The sequence below is a fragment of the Cryobacterium sp. TMT2-15-1 genome (genome assembly GCF_004402345.1).
Lineage (GTDB): Bacteria > Actinomycetota > Actinomycetes > Actinomycetales > Microbacteriaceae > Cryobacterium > Cryobacterium sandaracinum.
The window spans coordinates 14,019-30,953 of record NZ_SOGD01000032.1 but is presented as its reverse complement, the minus strand read 5'-3'; the positions used below and the strand labels follow the sequence as shown (position 1 = coordinate 30,953).

Sequence of the window (16,935 nt, the reverse complement as noted above, 5' to 3'; positions counted from 1 at the left end):
GGACGTGGGGCGGGACGGGGGTCTGCTGTGCCGGGGCTGCTGGCGGCTGTGAAATGGACATGTACAATACGCTGCCATAGGGAAGGGACACTGCCCGCAGCGACAGCATCCCCAGTGCTAGTGCCCCCTGAAAAAACGGCCCGAACGCTCGGGGCTTCCCTCGAACGGGCCCAGCCTCAGAGCCCCGGCAGAACCTGCTCGCGCACCTGCTTGCGCAGGATCTTGCCAAGCATGGAGCGGGGCATGTCCTCGATCGAAACGATCCGGCGCGGGATCTTGTAGGCGGCGAGGTGCTCGCGGCAGTGCTCCCGCAATGAATCCTCATCGATCGGCACTCCGGGCTTCAGCTCGACTGCCGCGACGACCATTTCCCCGCCGCGTTCGAGAGCCTTGCCGACGACGGCGGCGTCGACGACATCCGTGTGCAGTCGCAGCACCGCCTCGACCTCCGAGGGCGAGACGTTGAAGCCGCCGGTGATGACGAGTTCCTTGGCGCGGTCCACGATCGTGGTGAAGCCGTCTGCGTCGACGGTCACGATGTCCCCCGTGCGCAGCCAGCCGCCGGGGAGGAGGGCCTTTGCGGTCTCCTCGGGGTTGTTCCAGTAGCCCTGGAAAACCTGGGGGCCCTTCAGCAGCAGCTCTCCGGGCCGGCCCTGAACCACCTCCACGGCGGGGTCGTCCAGGTCGACCACCTTCATCAGCGTGGAGGGAAAGGGCACGCCGACCGTGCCGGGCCGGCGGGTGGGGTGGAACGGGTTGCCGAGGGCCACCGGCGACGTCTCCGTCATGCCATAGCCCTCCACCAGCAGCCCGCCCGACACCGACTCCCACAGTTCCACGACATGGTCGGGCAGGTTCATCGCACCCGAGATGCAGTACTTGCAGGAGCGCAGCGAGATTCCGCGCTCCTTCGCCACCACGGCCGTGCGCTCGTAGATCGGCGGCACCGCGCAATACACCGTGGCGGGAGACTTCTTCATGGCGTCGAGGATCAAGTTGGGGTCGAACTTGGGGAACAAGACGAGCAGACCCTGCTTACGGATGCCGTAGGTCAGGTACAGGGTCATGCCGAACGCGTGGAACATCGGCAGGATCGCGTAGAAGACCTCCTTGCGGTACTCGGCCCCGTGCATCCATGCCTCGCCCTGCAGGGCGTTGGCGTACAGGTTGAAATGGGTGAGCATGGCGCCCTTGGGCTGGCCCGTGGTGCCCGAGGTGTACTGGAGGGCCGCGAGGTCGTCGACCGACGGGCGGGGATGCTCGGGGTCGATCGGGTCGTGGCTGAGCAGTTCCTTCCACGGGATCGTGCCCGGCGCGGCAGCCGTGAGGGCCTTGCGGGATTCGCGCAGCTTCTTCACCGGCAGGTGCAGGGCGAGGCGCTTGAGGGTCGGGAACGCCAGAAGCAGGTTCACGGAGACGATGTGGTCGATCTCGATGTCGTGCGGGAAGGCGCGAACGGAGGCCACGGACTTGTCCCAGGCGATCACGATGCGGGCCTGGTGGTCCTCGAATTGGTGGCGGAGTTCCCGCGAGGTGTACAGCGGGTTGTGCTCGACCACCACGGCGCCCAGGCGCAGCACCGCGTAGAAGGCGACGACGTGCTGAGGGGAGTTCGGCAGGATCAGGGCCACCCGGTCGCCCGCACGCACCCCGAGGTGCCGTAGCCCCTCCGCAGCCCGGTCGATCTGGTCGCCGAGCTCGGTGTAGGTGGTGCGGCGCCCGAAGAACTCCAGTGCGGGGTGGTCTCCGGCCTCGAATACGGACCGCTCGAGCATCGCCACGAGCGACTCCGTGGGGAGCTCGATTTCGGCCGGGACACCCGGCTGGTAGTTCTTCACCCAGGGTTGCTGCTGCATAGTCGACATGGTCTTATCCTCGCGCACGAACGGGGGGCTCTCTCCGATGGATTACCGTTGTAGTATGCACACCCCTGACACCACCTCTACGCAGAGCGAGGCAGATACTGCCCGCGACACGAAAACCTTCGCCGACCTCGGGCTCAATGATGCGATGCTCAAGGCGCTGAAGGACGTCGGGTACGAAACTCCCTCCGCCATCCAGGCTGCCACCATCCCCCCTCTTCTCGCCGGGCGTGACGTCGTCGGCCTCGCCCAGACCGGAACCGGTAAGACGGCCGCGTTCGCGCTGCCCATCCTCGCGCGCCTCGACATGGCGCAGAAGTCCCCGCAGGCACTCGTACTCTCCCCCACCCGCGAACTCGCCCTCCAGGTCTGTGAGGCCTTCGAGAAGTACGGCGCCCACATGCGCGGCGTGCACGTTCTGCCCGTCTACGGTGGACAGGGCTACGGCGTCCAGCTTTCCGCCCTGCGCCGCGGCGTGCACATCGTGGTCGGTACCCCCGGTCGAATCATGGACCACCTCGAAAAGGGCACCCTCGATCTGTCGCAGCTGAAGTACCTGGTGCTCGACGAGGCCGATGAGATGCTCAAGATGGGCTTCGCCGAGGACGTCGAGACGATCCTCGCCGACACCCCGAACGACAAGCAGGTCGCCCTGTTCTCGGCGACCATGCCGCCGCAGATCAGGCGGATTTCGAAGAAGTACCTGAACGACCCCGAAGAGATCACGATCAAGAACAAGACCACGACCTCTGCGAACACGACCCAGCGCTACCTGATGGTGTCGTACCCGCAGAAGGTCGACGCGCTCACCCGCATCCTCGAAGTGGAGAACTTCGAGGGCATGATCGTCTTCACCCGCACCAAGAACGAGACCGAATTGCTCGCCGAGAAGCTGCGCGCACGCGGCTACTCCGCCGCTGCCATCAACGGCGATGTGGCCCAAGTGCAGCGCGAGCGCACCGTCAACCAGCTCAAGTCCGGCAAGCTGGACATCCTGGTCGCAACGGATGTCGCCGCGCGCGGCCTCGACGTCGACCGCATCAGCCATGTCGTCAACTACGACATCCCGATCGACACCGAGTCGTACGTGCACCGCATCGGCCGCACCGGCCGCGCCGGCCGCAGCGGCGCAGCGATCAGCTTCGTCACGCCGCGCGAGCGCCACCTGCTCAACGCCATCGAGCGGGCGACCCGCCAGCCGCTGACGCAGATGCAGCTGCCCAGCTTCGAAGACGTCAATGTCACCCGTCTGGCACGCTTCGACGATGCCATCACCGAGGCCCTCGGCCAGGCCGAACGGATCGGCGCCTTCCGCGACATCATCGGTCACTACGTCGCCCATCACGACGTGCCCGAAGCGGATGTCGCGGCGGCCCTGGCGGTCGTCGCCCAGGGGGAGACTCCCCTGTTGCTCACCCAGGCGGATGCCCGCGCGCAGCGGCCCGAGCGCGCCGACCGCGGCGACCGGGCAGAGCGCGCCCGCGCCGACGCCGGTCGCGGCGACCGCCGTGACGAACGCGCAGAGCGAGGCGAACGGGTGGAACGGGTGGAACGCCGCCCCCGCGACAACAACCGCGCGATGGCCTCGTACCGCATCGAGGTCGGCAAGCGCCACAAGGTGGAACCGCGCCAGATCGTCGGCGCTCTCGCCAACGAGGGTGGCCTGAGCCGCGAAGACTTCGGTCACATCCAGATCAACCCGGAATACTCGCTCGTCGAGCTGCCGGCCGACATGCCGGGCGACGTGCTCGGCCGACTGGAGAACACCCGCATCAGCGGCAAGCTCATCGAAATCCGTGCCGACGGCGGCGGACCGGTCCGTCGCGAGGGTCGCACCGAACGCCCGCCGCGCCAGCCGCGCAGCTACTAGGCACCTGCCTCGGCAGGGCACGGGGTATCCGCGCCCCGCTGCCCTGCCGAGGGCTATCCGGTTCCCGTGGGTTGCCGGTTGGGTGGACGCTCAGGTGCCCGGACGGCGTCAGCGGCTCCGCGTCGCCGGGAACAGCGGCTTGCAGGTCGTGCAGACCTCGCCGTCCTCGTCGTTTTCATTCCGGTCGTTGACGGCACGGTGCTCACTGCCCAGGCGTTCGAGCAGTGCCCACACCAGTAGCGCGATCGCGGCGACGGCGACGACCGGGCGAACCGCGCCGGCGATAAGCGGCACGGCCTCCCACAGTTCGGTGGTGAGGTAGACCGCGATCAGGCCGAGCACGGGCCAGCGCACGTCACACCGGGTGGCTTCCCCGCCGATCGGGGCGTCGAAGTAGCTGGCGACGACCAGGCCGATCAGCCCGGCCCCGACGACCGTGACCGCATAGGCCCAGACGGCACCGGGGAACATCAGTGATCCGCCGGCCACGGCAACGGAGCCCGACGCGAGGGTCAGCGCGGTGAACGCCGCCGCGCCGATGCCGGCTGCGACCATCCGTCTTCGACGAGGCCAGGTGCGGAGTTCGGTGAACGCTGCCGAAATTCTCATGGTGTGGCTGATTCCTCGATTGTTATTGAGAGTTGATACCCCATGGGGTATTTTATACACATGAAGTCAGACCCGACAAAGCCAGATGATCTGCGCAAGACCATGAACCGGCTCAAGCGAGCCCAGGGGCAACTCGCCGCGGTGATCGCCGCCGTCGAATCAGGCGCCGACTGCCGGGCGGTCGTCACCCAGCTGGCCGCCGTCTCCAGCGCCATCGACCGCGCCGGCTTCACGATCATCAGCTCCGCGATGAAGGAGTGTCTCACCGACCAGGGCGACACCGGTGACAAGAAGCCCCTCCGCGTGGAGGAACTCGAGAAACTGTTCCTGGCCCTGTCCTAGTCGACCAGCACGATCACGGCCTGCACGGCCACGTAGACCGCGACGATCAGGACGAGAACGGCGAATCCGCGTTTCAGCACCGTGTCGGACAGTCCGCGGGCGAGCCGGCCGGCGATCAGTGACGCCGCCATGGCCGTCACGGCGAACGCGCCGGTCACGGCCCAGTCGATCTGCACGTCACCCAGGTGCGCGGTGAACCCGGCCATCGAGTTGATGACGATGATGACCAGCGAGGTTCCCACGGTCACGCTCATGGGCAGGCCGAGAATGAGGGTGAGCGCGGGCACGATGAGGAAGCCTCCGCCGACGCCGAGCAACCCGGTCAGAAAACCGACCACCGCACCGGTGGCGAGCGCGCGGGGCAGGCAGCTGCGCCACCTGATTCCCCCGCCCGGGAGCGCACAGGGGCCGCCGCCACCCCGGATCGGCATGAGCATGCGGATGCCGGCGATCACCATGATCACGGCGAAGGCCAGGAGCAGACTCCCCGGGTCAAGCAGCCGGTTGACCATAGTGCCGAGGTAGGCAGTCGCCACCCCGGCGGAGCCGACGATCAAGGCCAGCCGCCAGTTGACGCCGCGACGGAGCCGCGGGAGAACGGCGACGGCGGAGGCCGCTCCGACCACGATCAGGGAGGTGGGGATCGCCTCCTCCAACGGCAGGCCGACCCCGTAGACGAGGGCCGGCACGGCGATGATTGCCCCGCCGCCGCCGACCAGGCCCAGCAGGGACCCGACGATGAGCCCCAGGACGAGTGCGGCAATGATCACGGTCGCTGAGGCAGAACAGTCGGCAGCCGTTCAGCGGTCCACTCGAGCATCCCGCCCGTCATATTGATCGTGTCGAACCCGGCGGCAGCGAGGTAGTCGGCGGCGCTGGCGCTGCGACTCCCGCTGCGACAGACCAGGATTACGGGTCGCTGCGGGTCCAGAGCGGCGGTGTTCTCCGTGATCGTGCTGAGCGGAATGTGCCGGGCTCCGGCGATCATGCCGTCGAGAAGCTCGGGGGTTTCCCGAACATCGACTATCTGCACCGCGGCCAGGCGGCTGAAGACCTGCTGCGGGGTGAGTTCCATCATGAGTGCCTTTCCAGGGACAGACTAGGGCGGAAACGAGCCCACAGAACCAGGAGGAGTCCGGTCAGCGCGAAAACGCCGAACAGGACCGGTCCCCGGAAGGTGAGGTCGACGGCCGTGAGCATTTGGAGGGTTCCGCCGCCGATGCCGAGGTCGGTGAGCATGGCCATCAGGCCCATCCCGCCGACGAAGAAGGCGACGAAGACGGATACGCCGGTGACGATCAGATTGTAATGGACCTTCCGCAGCGGGTCGGCGGAGGCCCACTGGTAGACGTGGTTCATCAGGATTCCATCCGCGCTGTCGAAGAGGGTCATGCCGGCCGTGAAGACGACGGGGAGCACCAGGGCCGCGTACCAGGGCAGGCCCGGCGTGAGCACCCCGGCGAAGACGAAGAGGCTGATCGAGGCGGCGGTGTCGAGGCCGAGGCCGAAGAGCAGGCCGATCGGCAGCATCTTCCAGGGCCGGTCCACGAGCCGGGACATCGGCCGGAGCAGCCGGTTGATCACGCCGCGATTGTCGAGGTGCCCATCGAGCTCGCTCTGCACGAAGCGCCCGGTCCGCACGTCGCGCAGCACCTGGCGCAGCCCTTTCAGGGAGGACAGGTTGAGCGCGCCCATCAGGATCAGGAAGACGCCGGAGACGGCGGCACCCCACACGCCGGTGACCTGCCGGAGAGCGGAAGTGTCGTCCGCGAGGCCTCCGGCGAAGGCGTTGACGCCGAGCACCAGCAGGACCACGGAGACCACGACGACGGAGGAATGCCCCAGGGCGAACCAGAACCCGACCGACACCGATCGGCGGCCGGCGCCGACCAGGCGACGGGTGGTGTTGTCGATCGCGACGATGTGGTCGGCGTCGACGGCGTGCCGCACCCCCAACAGGTAGGCGCTGACCGCCAGTCCGAGCATCACCGCGGTGTCGCCGCCCGTGCGCGACAGCTGCGGCAACACCAGCAGGAACAGGGTTCCCCAGCCGCCCAGGTGGAGGGCCACCACGGCGGCGCCCATGCCGAGAAGACTGCGCTTCTCGGCCGGGTGGATCGCCGTTCGCTTCCCCGTCATGGGGTTAGACGGTCAGCTCGGCCAGGGTGAGTCCGGCACCCGCGGCCTCGTCGAAGTTCCCGTCGACGTGCACGACCTCACGGCCGGCGCGCTGCAGAAGGCTGGCGGCGACCCCGGCACGGTAGCCGGAACCGCAGTGCACCCAGATTGTGCCGGCCGGGACCTCGTCCATCCGGGAGAGCAACTCGTGCAGCGGAACATTCACCGCACCGAGTAGGTGGGAACCGGCGAACTCGTCGGCGCGACGGGTGTCCAGGAGGACATCCTGTTCGGCGCGGCCCTGCAGCATCCCGACCCAGCCCACACGCGGGTAGGAGTCGACCGGGGCATCCGGGGCCAGGGCGTGCGGCTCGGTGCCGATGGCGGCATCCGGCGAGTCGATGCCGATGCGCGACAGGTCACGGATGGCGTCCTCGACGTCTGCGCGGTCGCCGACCAGGGTGAGCTGCTCGTTCCAGGGCAGAACCCAGCCCAGATAGGTCGTGAAGTTCGAGCCGTTGCCGTATTCGAAGCTCACGGCACCCTGCAGGTGGTTGCTCGAGAACGCGACCCGGTTGCGCAGGTCGACGACCCACTCCCCCTCGGCCAGGCGCCGGGTGAGCTCGGCGGCGTCGAGGGACTCGGGCACCTGCAGGTTCGCGGGGCCGGGACCCTGCGTGTTCGCGGGGGCCATGTGCGCGTAGTAGGAGGGGTAGGCGGTGAGGTTGGCGATCAGGTCGCGCACGAAGTGCTCCTCATCGGAGTCGGTCAGGGCGTGGTTCGCCGTGAGCTGTTCGCCGATGGTGGATGCGCCGGCGCCGGTGGCGGGTCCGCTGGAGCAGAAGGAGCCGAACCCGTGGGTCGGGAAGAGCGCGGCGTCGTGCTCGGCCTTGTGCACGAGCCGGCGTACCGACTCGTACTGGTCGTGGGTGAGCCCGACCGTGTCGGTCGTGGCTACCAGGTCGGTGCGTCCGACCGAGCCGAACAGCAGGCTGCCGCCGGAGAAGACCGCCTCTTCGCTGCCGTCGCTGACGATGTAGGACACGTGCGTGTGGGTGTGCCCCGGCGTGGCCACCACGGTGACGGTCAGGCCGCCGATAGGGATGACCTGGCCGTCGGTGACCGGCTCCCGCTCGAAAGTGACGGTGTCGGCGGCGTTGACCAGGTACTTCGCGCCGTGCACCCGGGCGAGCTCTAAGCCGCCGGTCACGTAGTCGTTGTGCAGGTGGGTCTCGGCGACGTGGGTGATGGTGACCCCGGCCTCGCGCGCCGCGCCCTCCACCCGGTCGGTGTCGCGCTGCGGGTCGATGACCAGCGCGACCGCGCCGTCGTGCACCAGGTAGCTGCGGTCTCCCAGCTGCGGGGTTTCGATAACGATAACGTCCATGGTTCGAAGTCCTCCAAGTCGTGCGTGCGTCGTGCTGACGTTTTGCCTGCGTCGTGCGTGCGATCGGATCGCACGTTGAACACGATACCCCCAGGGGTATCCGAAAAGCAACCTGGCGCTCCGCCCCGGGCGTCGTCCGCCGCTTGACCACAATACCCCATGGGGTATATTCTGGAGTCATGGCAACCATTGACACCACCGAGAAAACCTTCGACCAGACCATCACCGACAACTCCATCGTGCTGGTGGACTTCTGGGCGGCCTGGTGCGGCCCGTGCCGCATGTTCGCGCCCACCTTCACCGCCGCGTCCGAGAAGCACCCCGACATCGTGTTCGCCAAGGTCGACACCGAAGCCGAGCAGAGCCTGGCCGCGGCCGCAGGCATCCGTTCGATCCCGACGCTGATGGCCTTCCGCGACAAGGTGCTGGTGTTCTCCCAGCCCGGCGCCCTGAACGCCGCCTCCCTGGAAGAGGTCATCACCGCCGTGCGGAGCCTCGACATGGACGAGGTGCACGCCAGCATCGCCGCCCGCCAGGCCGCCGACCGGGCGTCTGCCTGACCGGCCCCTCCGCCCTACCGATGACACAACGAAGGGCACCCACGCTCGTGGGTGCCCTTCGCGGTGTTGTGAGTGCTGCCGGTGGTGCGGGTACTACGGGGTCGTGACGATCGGGAGACCGGTGGAGACGGTGGCGGCAGACATGGCGCCGGCATCCGTCACCGAGGTGAACCCGAGATCGGCCAGACGGGCCGCCGCGGCGGCCGAGCGGCTGCCCGAGCGGCAGTACACGATGTAGTCTTCGTCGGTCGGCAACGCCGAGGCCTGGCTGTCGAAGTCGGATGACTGCACATCGATGTTCAGCGCGCCTTTGAGGTGACCGGCGGCGTACTCCCCGGGGGTGCGCACGTCGATCACGACGGTGTCGGCCGCCATGGCGGACTCAGCCGCCGGGGCGGCCGGGGTTGAGCACGCGGTGAGGCCGAACAGGGCCGCACCGGCCAGGACGAGTGCTGCGACGAGGTTCTTCATGCCTCGTTGCAGGCGCAGCGCTGAGCGGGCGGGATGTCGGCCATGACGCTGTCGACGTGCTCGCCGCAGCCGGTCCAGGTGATCTTGCCGCAACGGTTACAACGAATGGGGCTGCACATAGGTAACTCCTTCTCGATTCAATGAAAGTATTAATATACCCCCTAGGGTATCACGAGCGCCACCATCGGCCTCGGTATCCTTCCCGGCAGCCCGTGCCCCCAGACCACGGCCCGGCCCAACGAATTCGACGGAGATTTTCCGATTGTGGGCCGGTGTTGGCCTGGACTCCAGAGCCAAAATCTCCGTGAATTCGCTAGGGGCGATGGGTGGGGTGCGAGTCGTGGGCGAGCTGGGTGGCCAGTTCGCCGAGGGCGGTGATGGTGTGGTCGGGTGCCGCGAAGAAGCTGGGGTAGGTCTCATCGGCGCGGTTCAGCCACGCGGTGCGGAGGCCTGCCTGCGCGGCCCCGTGGATGTCCCAGGGGTGCACGGCCACCAGGAGAAGGTCGCCCGGCTTCACTCCGCAGACATCCGCGGCGTAGTCGTAGGCGGCCCGAACCGGCTTCCAGGCCGGGGCGTCTTCCACCGTGAGCAGAGCCTCGAACTCGCCTCGGAGACCCGCCCGGGTCAGGAGGGACTCGGCCACCTGCGCGGATCCGTTGGAGAAGGTCACCAGGCGCAACCCCGCAGTTTTCAGATCACGGATGCCGTCGGCAATGTCCGAATGCAGGCTCAACGTCTCGAAGCCGGCCATCACGTGGTGCACCGAGTCGTCGAGGCTACGGGTCAGGTCGACGTTGCGGAGGACCCCGCGCAGGATCTCGGATCCGATCGTGGAGAATTGTGCGGTTCCGCCCGCGGCGGCGAGGGCGAAGCCGTCCCGCAGCAGCGAGGCGAACCAGACCCGGGCCAGGTAGGCCGGGGCTCCAATCTCCACGAACCGGGCGCTCAGCGGGGACATATCGGAGAGGGTTTCGTTGACGTCGAAAACGATCACTGAGGGTGTGCTGTTCATAGCGATTTCCTTTGCTTGGTGCGGTTCTGCCGCCGTGCCTTTCCCGCGAGGAATATTCCAGCCACGGTCAGGGCTCGGCTGGTCCTCCTGTCAAAGTTTTCTTCCGCGCAATACCCTAGTCGCGCGGGGAGGGATCCACCGGGGTGGCCTTCCCACCGATCCCCCCTGGGTCGTCGATTTCGGCATATTCCCGGACCCGGACCGGCTCACTCCGGGATTTCTTCTCAAACGCAGAAGAACCACAAAAGTTCTGCTGGGGATCGTGAAGAAGACCGCTTGTTATTGCAGCAGTCTTCAAGTAGCAGCCGATAACGGGCCGCCGGAAGCCGTCCAACGCTCTGCACAATTCAACGTCGAAGGAATGCACATGACCATCTATCAAGACGACACCCAGGCTGTCGAAGCTCTCAAGAACGCGGCCGGAAGCAGCTGGGACGCGATCAACCCTGAGTCGGTCGCCCGCATGCGTGCACAGAACCGTTTCAAGACCGGCCTCGAAATCGCCCAGTACACCGCCGACATCATGCGCAAGGACATGGCGGAGTACGACGCTGACTCCTCCGTCTACACACAGTCCCTGGGAGTCTGGCACGGCTTCATCGGCCAGCAGAAGATGATTTCGATCAAGAAGCACCTGAAGACCACGAATAAGCGCTACCTGTACCTGTCCGGCTGGATGGTCGCTGCTCTGCGAAGCGACTTCGGCCCGCTGCCCGACCAGTCCATGCACGAGAAGACAGCCGTTCCCGCGCTGGTCGAGGAGCTCTACACCTTCCTTCGCCAGGCCGACGCCCGCGAGCTGGATCTGCTTTTCACCGCCCTGGACGGGGCCCGTACCGCCGGCAACGACGCCAGGGCCGCGGACATCCAGGAACAGATCGACAACTACGAGACCCACGTCGTGCCGATCATCGCGGACATCGACGCCGGTTTCGGTAACCCCGAGGCGACGTACCTTCTGGCCAAGAAGATGATCGAGGCAGGCGCCTGCGCCATCCAGATCGAGAATCAGGTCTCGGACGAGAAGCAGTGCGGCCACCAGGACGGCAAGGTCACCGTTCCCCACGAGGACTTCATCGCGAAGATCAACGCCGTGCGGTACGCGTTCCTCGAGCTCGGCATCGACAACGGCATCATCGTCTCGCGTACCGACTCGCTCGGTGCCGGCCTGACGCAGAAGCTCGCCGTGACCTACCAGCCCGGGGACCTCGGCGACCAGTACAATTCCTTCCTCGACGTCGACGAGATCACCGAGGCCGAGTTGGGTAACGGGGATGTCGTCATCAAGCGCGACGGCAAGCTGCTGCGCCCCAAGCGCCTGGCCAGCAACCTGTTCCAGTTCCGTCAGGGAACCGGTGAAGCCCGCTGCGTGCTCGACAGCATCACCTCGCTGCAGAACGGCGCGGACCTGCTTTGGATTGAGACGGAGAAGCCGCACGTCGCCCAGATCGCCGGGATGATGAACGAGGTGCGCAAGGTCATCCCGAACGCCAAGTTGGTCTACAACAACAGCCCGTCGTTCAACTGGACGCTCAACTTCCGTCAGCAGGCGTACGACAACCTGCTCGCCGAGGGCAAGGACGTGTCGGCCTACGACCGCGCGAAGCTGATGAGCGTCGCCTACGACGAGACCGAGCTCGCTCAGATCGCCGACGAGAGCATCCGCACCTTCCAGCGCGACGGCTCGGCCGAGGCCGGCATCTTCCATCACCTCATCACTTTGCCGACCTACCACACGGCCGCGCTGTCCACCGATGACCTGGCCAAGGGCTACTTCGCCGACCAGGGCATGCTCGCCTACGTCAAGGGTGTGCAGCGTCGCGAGATCCGTGAGGGGATCGCCACGGTCAAGCACCAGAACATGTCCGGCTCCGACATCGGTGACAACCACAAGGAGTACTTCGCCGGCGAGGCCGCGCTGAAGGCCGGCGGCACCAACAACACGATGAACCAGTTCGAGGAACCGGCACTGAGCCACTAGTCCGAGTTCTGCAGAAGTCGTAATGAAGAAGCCCCAGTCGCAGCACTGGGGCTTCTTCGCTGACCCTCCACCGTGGCCGTCGGGCCGACGTTGTGCCTATCCTTGCCCGCAATGGCTTCCACCTGGTCGTCGCCCGCTCGAGCCTGGCCGACCGCCTGCCGATGCCGATTGAGCAGCGGTCACCGGGGCCCCGTTCTTCGCCGCGTCGCGTCCGAATCCCGTCAGCATGTCCGCGTGCGCGGCGCCCGGCGCGGCGTGGTTGCTGATGCAGGGTCATCCGCAGCTCGCCCGACTATGCTGACCGCGGCGGCAGCGCGTTGCCAATGCGGAAATGGCGGTGGCGATGAAGCCTTCGGGGTTCGACCTGGATGCCCGGTTGCGGCGCTACCCGTGGGTGTCGCGGGCCATGAACGCGGAGGCCGTCTACGGCACTGTGCTGACCGCGGGTCTCATTTCCGCGTTCTCCCTGTACAACCCCGGCCTGCCGGCCCTCATCGCCCGTACCGTGGGAACCGTCCTGGTGTTCTGGGGCGCGCATGTGTACGCCGAGGTCGTCGGCAATCGGGACATGAGCTGGCGGGAGGCGATCCGTGAGGCGCTACAACGCTCAGCCGGGCTGTTATGGGCGCTCATCGTTCCGGTAGCCTGCCTGATCGTCGCGGCACTCCTCGGGTGGTCGATGGATGCGGCCGTAGACCTCTCTCTGTGGGCTGCTGTGGTCACCCTCGCGGTGCTGGGTTGGTGGGCTGCCCGGCAACGGCAGGCCGGTTCACGCGCGAAGCTCGCCACCGCGGCGGGAACAGCGGGTATGGGCTTGGCACTGATCGCACTCAAGGCGCTGGTGCACTGAGCGAGGCGCGACCGCCGGCGACGGCGCTCCGGTCAGGCGCTGCCGTCTTCGGCGAGAAGCCTGTCGATCTGCCCCAGGGCCTGGCGCATACCCTCCTCCATACCCATCTCGGAAATCTGTTGCATTTGCTCGAGGCTCGCAAACGTCGACACCGTGGTCATGCGGGTACGATCGTCGGCCTCCTCCAGAGTCACCACGGCCCGCACCGAGCCCATCTCGAGAATCGGGTCACCGTTCTCGTCGGCGAAGCCGTCCTCGAATTCCAACCGGCGCGGCGGCTGGATCAGCGTGGTCACCCACCAGCCGGGCCCCTTCTCGCCGTCCGGGCCGGTCATGTAGTAGTTCGACCGGCCGCCGGGCACGAAGTCGTGCCGCTCGAAGGTGGCCGGCCAGGTCGGCGGGCCCCACCAGCGCTCGAGCTGACGCGGATCCTCCCAGAGCTGCCACACCCGCTCCGGGCTCGCGTCGAAATCGGCCACGAAGGTGAGGGTCAGCGCCTCGGTGTCGGTGTTCGAACTGATGACGGTCATGATGTCTCCTTCGGGGTTTTCGCTTCCTGGTCTCAGAACAGGATGTCGCTTATGGCTTCCGTGGTGAATACCCCGTGGGTATGAAAATAGCCCGGCTCGAGCACCGGGCCTAGAAGCCGACCACCCGCAAGCGCTGCGCGACCGCCGCCTCACCGTAGGGATAGTCGGAAACGACCGGTGAACTGAGTGCGCCTAACAGTTCCAGGTGCTTTGGGCTCAGTTGCACGTCGGCCGCGGACAGGTTTTCCGCCAGCTGCTTCACGCTCCGCGCCCCGAGGATGACCGAGGTCACCGCCGGTTGCACCTCAAGCCAGGCGAGGGACACCTGCGCGCTCGTGGCACCGATCTCGGCTGCAACCTCAGCGACGGCGTCAATGATGCGCCAGGTGCGTTCCTGCTTGTTGCGCGGACCCCAGGCTTCCATTCCGCGCGCGGGATCCTCGCCGAGGCGCGTGGCTCCGGTGGGGTGCGTGTCGCGCCGGTACTTACCCGACAACCAGCCTCCGCCGAGGGGCGACCAGGGCAGAAGCCCCAGGCCCGCGTCGAGCGCAGCCGGCACAATCTCCGATTCGATTTCGCGCACAAGGAGGCTGTACTGCGGCTGCAGGGTGACCGGCGGCGTGAAACCGAGCGCTCGCGCCACGTACACGGCCTTCGTCAGCTGCCAACCCAGAAAGTTGGAGAAGCCGTAGTAGCCGATTTTCCCGCTCCGGATGGCGTCGTCGAGAAAGCGCAGGGTCTCCTCCAGCGGCGTCAACGCGTCCCAGGCGTGCAGTTGATACAGGTCGACGTGATCCGTGCCCAGCCGGCGCAGCGAATCGTCGAGTGCCCGGTTCAGATGCCGGCGGCTGGTTCCCCGATCGTTGGGGCCGGTGCCCATCGGAAACCGGCCCTTGGTCGCGAGAACGATCTGCTCACGCTCGGTCGGGTGCGATGCCAGCCAGCACCCGATCATTTCCTCCGAGACCCCGGCGCTGTAGACATCCGCGGTGTCGACGAAGTTGCCGCCTGCCTCTACATATGTGTCCAGGAGTGTGTGTGCCATCTCCTGATCGGCCTCCGCGCCGAAAGTCATGGTGCCGAGGGCGTAGGTCGAAACGACCGCGCCGCTGTTGCCGAGTGTGCGATATTCCATGTGCGATTCCTGTTCTTATTCGAGGCGGGGTGCCCGAGACCCTGCCATCAGTCTCACACGCTCGACTACGTCGAGACCGCCCGTCCGTTGACCTGAGGGCCACCCCGGGCACCCCTGTTCGACACCTGCCCTGAGCCTGAATCCACCAATCGACCTGAGGTTTTGACGGCGCATTAAACCAAGACTGCCCATCTGATCAAGCAATATTGGACTCGTCTGAAGTTCAAATTTACCAAACAGATGCGCATCTTGTAGAAGCAAGCAGCCCGCACCAACCGCGCCGTTTCTGCATCGTTCACCGAGGTTCCGTTCACCCCGTTTACGTCCCGCAAGAAGGCCGAGCAGAACACCGTGCGCCTGGTCGTGCGACGGATCCCGGAACTGAACAAGAAAAACTTCGGCCAGCCGACCCTGTTCGACACCCATCGATTCCATGCCTACTTCACCACCAGCACCGTCGACACCGTCCACACCGTCGCCGCCGACACAACCCACCGCGCTCACGCCGCGATAGCGCTCGTGAATGCCGGCTAAATGAGTGAGTCCTAATCTTTTGGCTTGGATGGCGCCCGGTTAGTTGGATCTGATTTGCGCCGCGTGGACGCTGTTAATCGAAGGCGGAAGGTGTCAAACCCTGTTTGTGAAGACAGATCTAAACACCCTCCTGACCACACTGTACGTCCATCTAGACGACCGGATCATCCCCGCGCTGGGGTGCTCCAGACACGGCCGGCCCGGGCGCCCACCGGCCCTGACCGACATCGAGTTGCTCTGCCTTATCGTCGCCCAACACTTGCTCGGCATCGCCTCGGACCGAAAATGGATCCGCTACGCGAACACGCATCTGAAGAGCATGTTCCCGCGATTGCCCCAACAATCCGGGTGGGGCAAACGCGTCTGCCAAGCCACCGGGCTCCTCTCCGCAGTGATCACCGAACTGGCCCGGGATACCCCGTCCTGGGGCGAGATCACGCGGCTAATCGACTCCACCCCGGTGCCCTGCGGCAAGTCCCGGGAGAGCGTGAACTGCGCCGACCTCGCCGGCCACGCCGGCTACGGATACTGCGCTTCCCACTCCCGCTACTTCTGGGGATTCCGCCTCTATCTGATCTGCACCCCCGACGGAATGCCCGTTGTCTGGGGCCTGGCCAACCCCAAAATCGGCGAACGCGAAGCTGCCCAAGCCATGCTCCGCCACGACCGACACCTGATCCAGCAGGGCCAAGTCATCGTCGGAGACAAAGGGTTCGCCGGCCGCGAGTTCGAAGGGTTCATCACCGACGAACTCGGCGCACACCTGATCCGACCCGACCGCAAGGACGAGAAGAAACGCTTCGGGAAACTCGGCGGAATCCGCCAGTGGGTCGAAGAGGTCTTCGACACCCTCAAAGGCCAACTCACCCTCGAAGACCACGGCGGACGCACCATCCCGGGCCTTTACTCCCGCGTCGCCGGCCGACTACTCGCCCTCGCAGCCGGAATCTGGCACAACTGGCTCCTCGGAACCCCCAACAAACGATCCCTCATCGCCTACGACCATTAGGACTCACTCATCTAGAGCACCGCCTCGGGCGCCGCGGTCACGCAGAGGCTCGCGACGGGGGCTCGTAGCCCGCATCGTTGCGGCGATCCTCTTCAGCTTCGTTGTGCTGTTCCCGCTGTACTGGATGCTTGTAGTCGCGTTCTCGTCGCGGTCCGAGCTGCTGGGTGGCACACTGCGTGTCTGGCCGCGTACCCTTACGATCGGAAACTTTGAGCGCGTCCTCGCAGGATTCCCGATTGCCACATGGTTTAGCAATTCCTTGGCGATCTCGATCACGGTGGCAGTTCTCACGATGCTCGTCAACCTGTGAGGCGGGTATGCCCTGGCGCATCTCAAGTTTCGCGGTTCGTACGTCGCTTTTCTTATCGCCCTGACAACGTTGATGATCCCCGTGCAGGTGATTATGGTGCCGCTGTTTGATTTCGGTGCATCAATGGCGTTCGCCCTTATCAACGTGGTGCCCATGGTGGTGCTGTTTCTGGTGTTCCAGCGCTTCTTCGTGCAGGGATTCGCGCGCAGCGGCATCAAATAGGTGTGGCTTGTGAATTTCTCGAGTCTCCGATCCGATGTGGCCGGGCTGGGACGAAGTCGAGGCGGCGATCCGCCCGACGTTGCGCGAATCTATGAATGCTGTTCGTGGCTAACCACGGTGACGTCAGCGCTTC

General features: G+C 66.0%; 17 protein-coding genes and 1 pseudogene. 8 read left to right on the top strand and 10 right to left on the bottom strand.

Going from position 1 to position 16,935, the window contains the following annotated elements; all coding sequences use genetic code 11:
* Positions 1 to 176: 176 nt before the first annotated feature.
* Entirely contained in the window at positions 177 to 1,865 is a 1,689-nt protein-coding gene (locus E3O62_RS08460) for a long-chain-fatty-acid--CoA ligase (RefSeq protein ID WP_134398208.1), read from the bottom strand.
* Between the two features lie 55 nt (positions 1,866 to 1,920).
* Between E3O62_RS08460 and E3O62_RS08455 the strand changes: the two genes are divergently transcribed.
* The gene (locus E3O62_RS08455) at positions 1,921 to 3,732 is read left to right on the top strand and encodes a DEAD/DEAH box helicase (protein WP_134398207.1); all 1,812 of its coding nucleotides are present in this window, start codon (positions 1,921 to 1,923) and stop codon (positions 3,730 to 3,732) included.
* Positions 3,733 to 3,840: 108 nt separating this feature from the next.
* On the opposite strand, the gene E3O62_RS08450 is transcribed toward E3O62_RS08455, so the two are convergent.
* Positions 3,841 to 4,341 (bottom strand): hypothetical protein, encoded by a 501-nt coding sequence (locus E3O62_RS08450; protein ID WP_134398206.1) that lies wholly within the window; start codon positions 4,339 to 4,341, stop codon positions 3,841 to 3,843.
* Positions 4,342 to 4,401: 60 nt separating this feature from the next.
* On the opposite strand from E3O62_RS08450, the gene E3O62_RS08445 reads away from it, so the two are divergent.
* A complete protein-coding gene (locus tag E3O62_RS08445; protein WP_134398205.1) occupies positions 4,402 to 4,683 on the top strand; it encodes a metal-sensitive transcriptional regulator in 282 nt (93 codons plus the stop codon).
* On the opposite strand, the gene E3O62_RS08440 is transcribed toward E3O62_RS08445, so the two are convergent.
* Genes E3O62_RS08440 through E3O62_RS08425 form a run of 4 tightly spaced genes read right to left on the bottom strand, consistent with a single transcriptional unit; the run spans position 4,680 to position 8,188 of the window.
* Entirely contained in the window at positions 4,680 to 5,450 is a 771-nt protein-coding gene (locus E3O62_RS08440; protein ID WP_166784666.1) for a sulfite exporter TauE/SafE family protein, read from the bottom strand. The genes E3O62_RS08445 and E3O62_RS08440 overlap by 4 nt on opposite strands.
* On the bottom strand, positions 5,450 to 5,761 hold the full coding sequence (locus tag E3O62_RS08435; RefSeq protein ID WP_370448900.1) for a rhodanese-like domain-containing protein: 312 nt from the start codon (positions 5,759 to 5,761) through the stop codon (positions 5,450 to 5,452). The genes E3O62_RS08440 and E3O62_RS08435 overlap by 1 nt, the downstream gene beginning before the upstream one ends.
* On the bottom strand, positions 5,758 to 6,822 hold the full coding sequence (locus E3O62_RS08430) for a HoxN/HupN/NixA family nickel/cobalt transporter (RefSeq protein ID WP_198413770.1): 1,065 nt from the start codon (positions 6,820 to 6,822) through the stop codon (positions 5,758 to 5,760). Before E3O62_RS08430 ends, E3O62_RS08435 begins: the two co-directional genes overlap by 4 nt.
* 4 nt (positions 6,823 to 6,826) lie before the next feature.
* Positions 6,827 to 8,188, bottom strand: a complete 1,362-nt coding sequence (locus E3O62_RS08425; RefSeq protein ID WP_134398204.1) for a rhodanese-like domain-containing protein — start codon at positions 8,186 to 8,188, stop codon at positions 6,827 to 6,829.
* 179 nt (positions 8,189 to 8,367) lie between these two features.
* On the opposite strand from E3O62_RS08425, the gene trxA reads away from it, so the two are divergent.
* Positions 8,368 to 8,748, top strand: a complete 381-nt coding sequence (gene trxA, locus E3O62_RS08420; protein WP_134394544.1) for a thioredoxin — start codon at positions 8,368 to 8,370, stop codon at positions 8,746 to 8,748.
* A gap of 93 nt (positions 8,749 to 8,841) precedes the next feature.
* Here trxA and E3O62_RS08415 read toward each other — a convergent pair whose 3' ends face one another.
* Positions 8,842 to 9,219, bottom strand: coding sequence for a rhodanese-like domain-containing protein (locus tag E3O62_RS08415; protein ID WP_134398203.1), 378 nt, complete (start codon positions 9,217 to 9,219; stop codon positions 8,842 to 8,844).
* A gap of 313 nt (positions 9,220 to 9,532) precedes the next feature.
* A complete protein-coding gene (locus E3O62_RS08410; protein ID WP_134398202.1) occupies positions 9,533 to 10,231 on the bottom strand; it encodes a haloacid dehalogenase type II in 699 nt (232 codons plus the stop codon).
* Positions 10,232 to 10,598: 367 nt separating this feature from the next.
* On the opposite strand from E3O62_RS08410, the gene E3O62_RS08405 reads away from it, so the two are divergent.
* Together E3O62_RS08405 and E3O62_RS08400 are read left to right on the top strand one after the other, a co-directional pair.
* Positions 10,599 to 12,212, top strand: a complete 1,614-nt coding sequence (locus E3O62_RS08405; RefSeq protein ID WP_134398201.1) for an isocitrate lyase — start codon at positions 10,599 to 10,601, stop codon at positions 12,210 to 12,212.
* A 343-nt stretch (positions 12,213 to 12,555) separates the two neighbouring features.
* The gene (locus E3O62_RS08400) at positions 12,556 to 13,062 is read left to right on the top strand and encodes a hypothetical protein (RefSeq protein ID WP_134394548.1); all 507 of its coding nucleotides are present in this window, start codon (positions 12,556 to 12,558) and stop codon (positions 13,060 to 13,062) included.
* 32 nt (positions 13,063 to 13,094) lie between these two features.
* Here the strand turns inward: E3O62_RS08400 and E3O62_RS08395 are convergent, their stop codons facing one another.
* The gene (locus tag E3O62_RS08395) at positions 13,095 to 13,592 is read right to left on the bottom strand and encodes an SRPBCC domain-containing protein (RefSeq protein ID WP_134394549.1); all 498 of its coding nucleotides are present in this window, start codon (positions 13,590 to 13,592) and stop codon (positions 13,095 to 13,097) included.
* A gap of 109 nt (positions 13,593 to 13,701) precedes the next feature.
* Positions 13,702 to 14,727, bottom strand: a complete 1,026-nt coding sequence (locus E3O62_RS08390) for an aldo/keto reductase (RefSeq protein ID WP_134394550.1) — start codon at positions 14,725 to 14,727, stop codon at positions 13,702 to 13,704.
* Positions 14,728 to 15,012: 285 nt separating this feature from the next.
* Between E3O62_RS08390 and E3O62_RS08385 the strand changes: the two are divergent.
* The 3 genes and pseudogenes from E3O62_RS08385 to E3O62_RS16795 all read left to right on the top strand — a co-directional run.
* Positions 15,013 to 15,255 (top strand): annotated as a pseudogene (locus tag E3O62_RS08385) (IS1380 family transposase); the annotation flags it as partial.
* Between the two features lie 112 nt (positions 15,256 to 15,367).
* Positions 15,368 to 16,270, top strand: a complete 903-nt coding sequence (locus tag E3O62_RS08380; RefSeq protein WP_134398197.1) for an IS982 family transposase — start codon at positions 15,368 to 15,370, stop codon at positions 16,268 to 16,270.
* 382 nt (positions 16,271 to 16,652) lie between these two features.
* Positions 16,653 to 16,802 carry a hypothetical protein gene (locus tag E3O62_RS16795; protein ID WP_198413769.1) on the top strand — a complete coding sequence of 50 codons (150 nt, stop codon included), beginning with the start codon at positions 16,653 to 16,655 and terminating at the stop codon, positions 16,800 to 16,802.
* Positions 16,803 to 16,935: the final 133 nt, after the last annotated feature.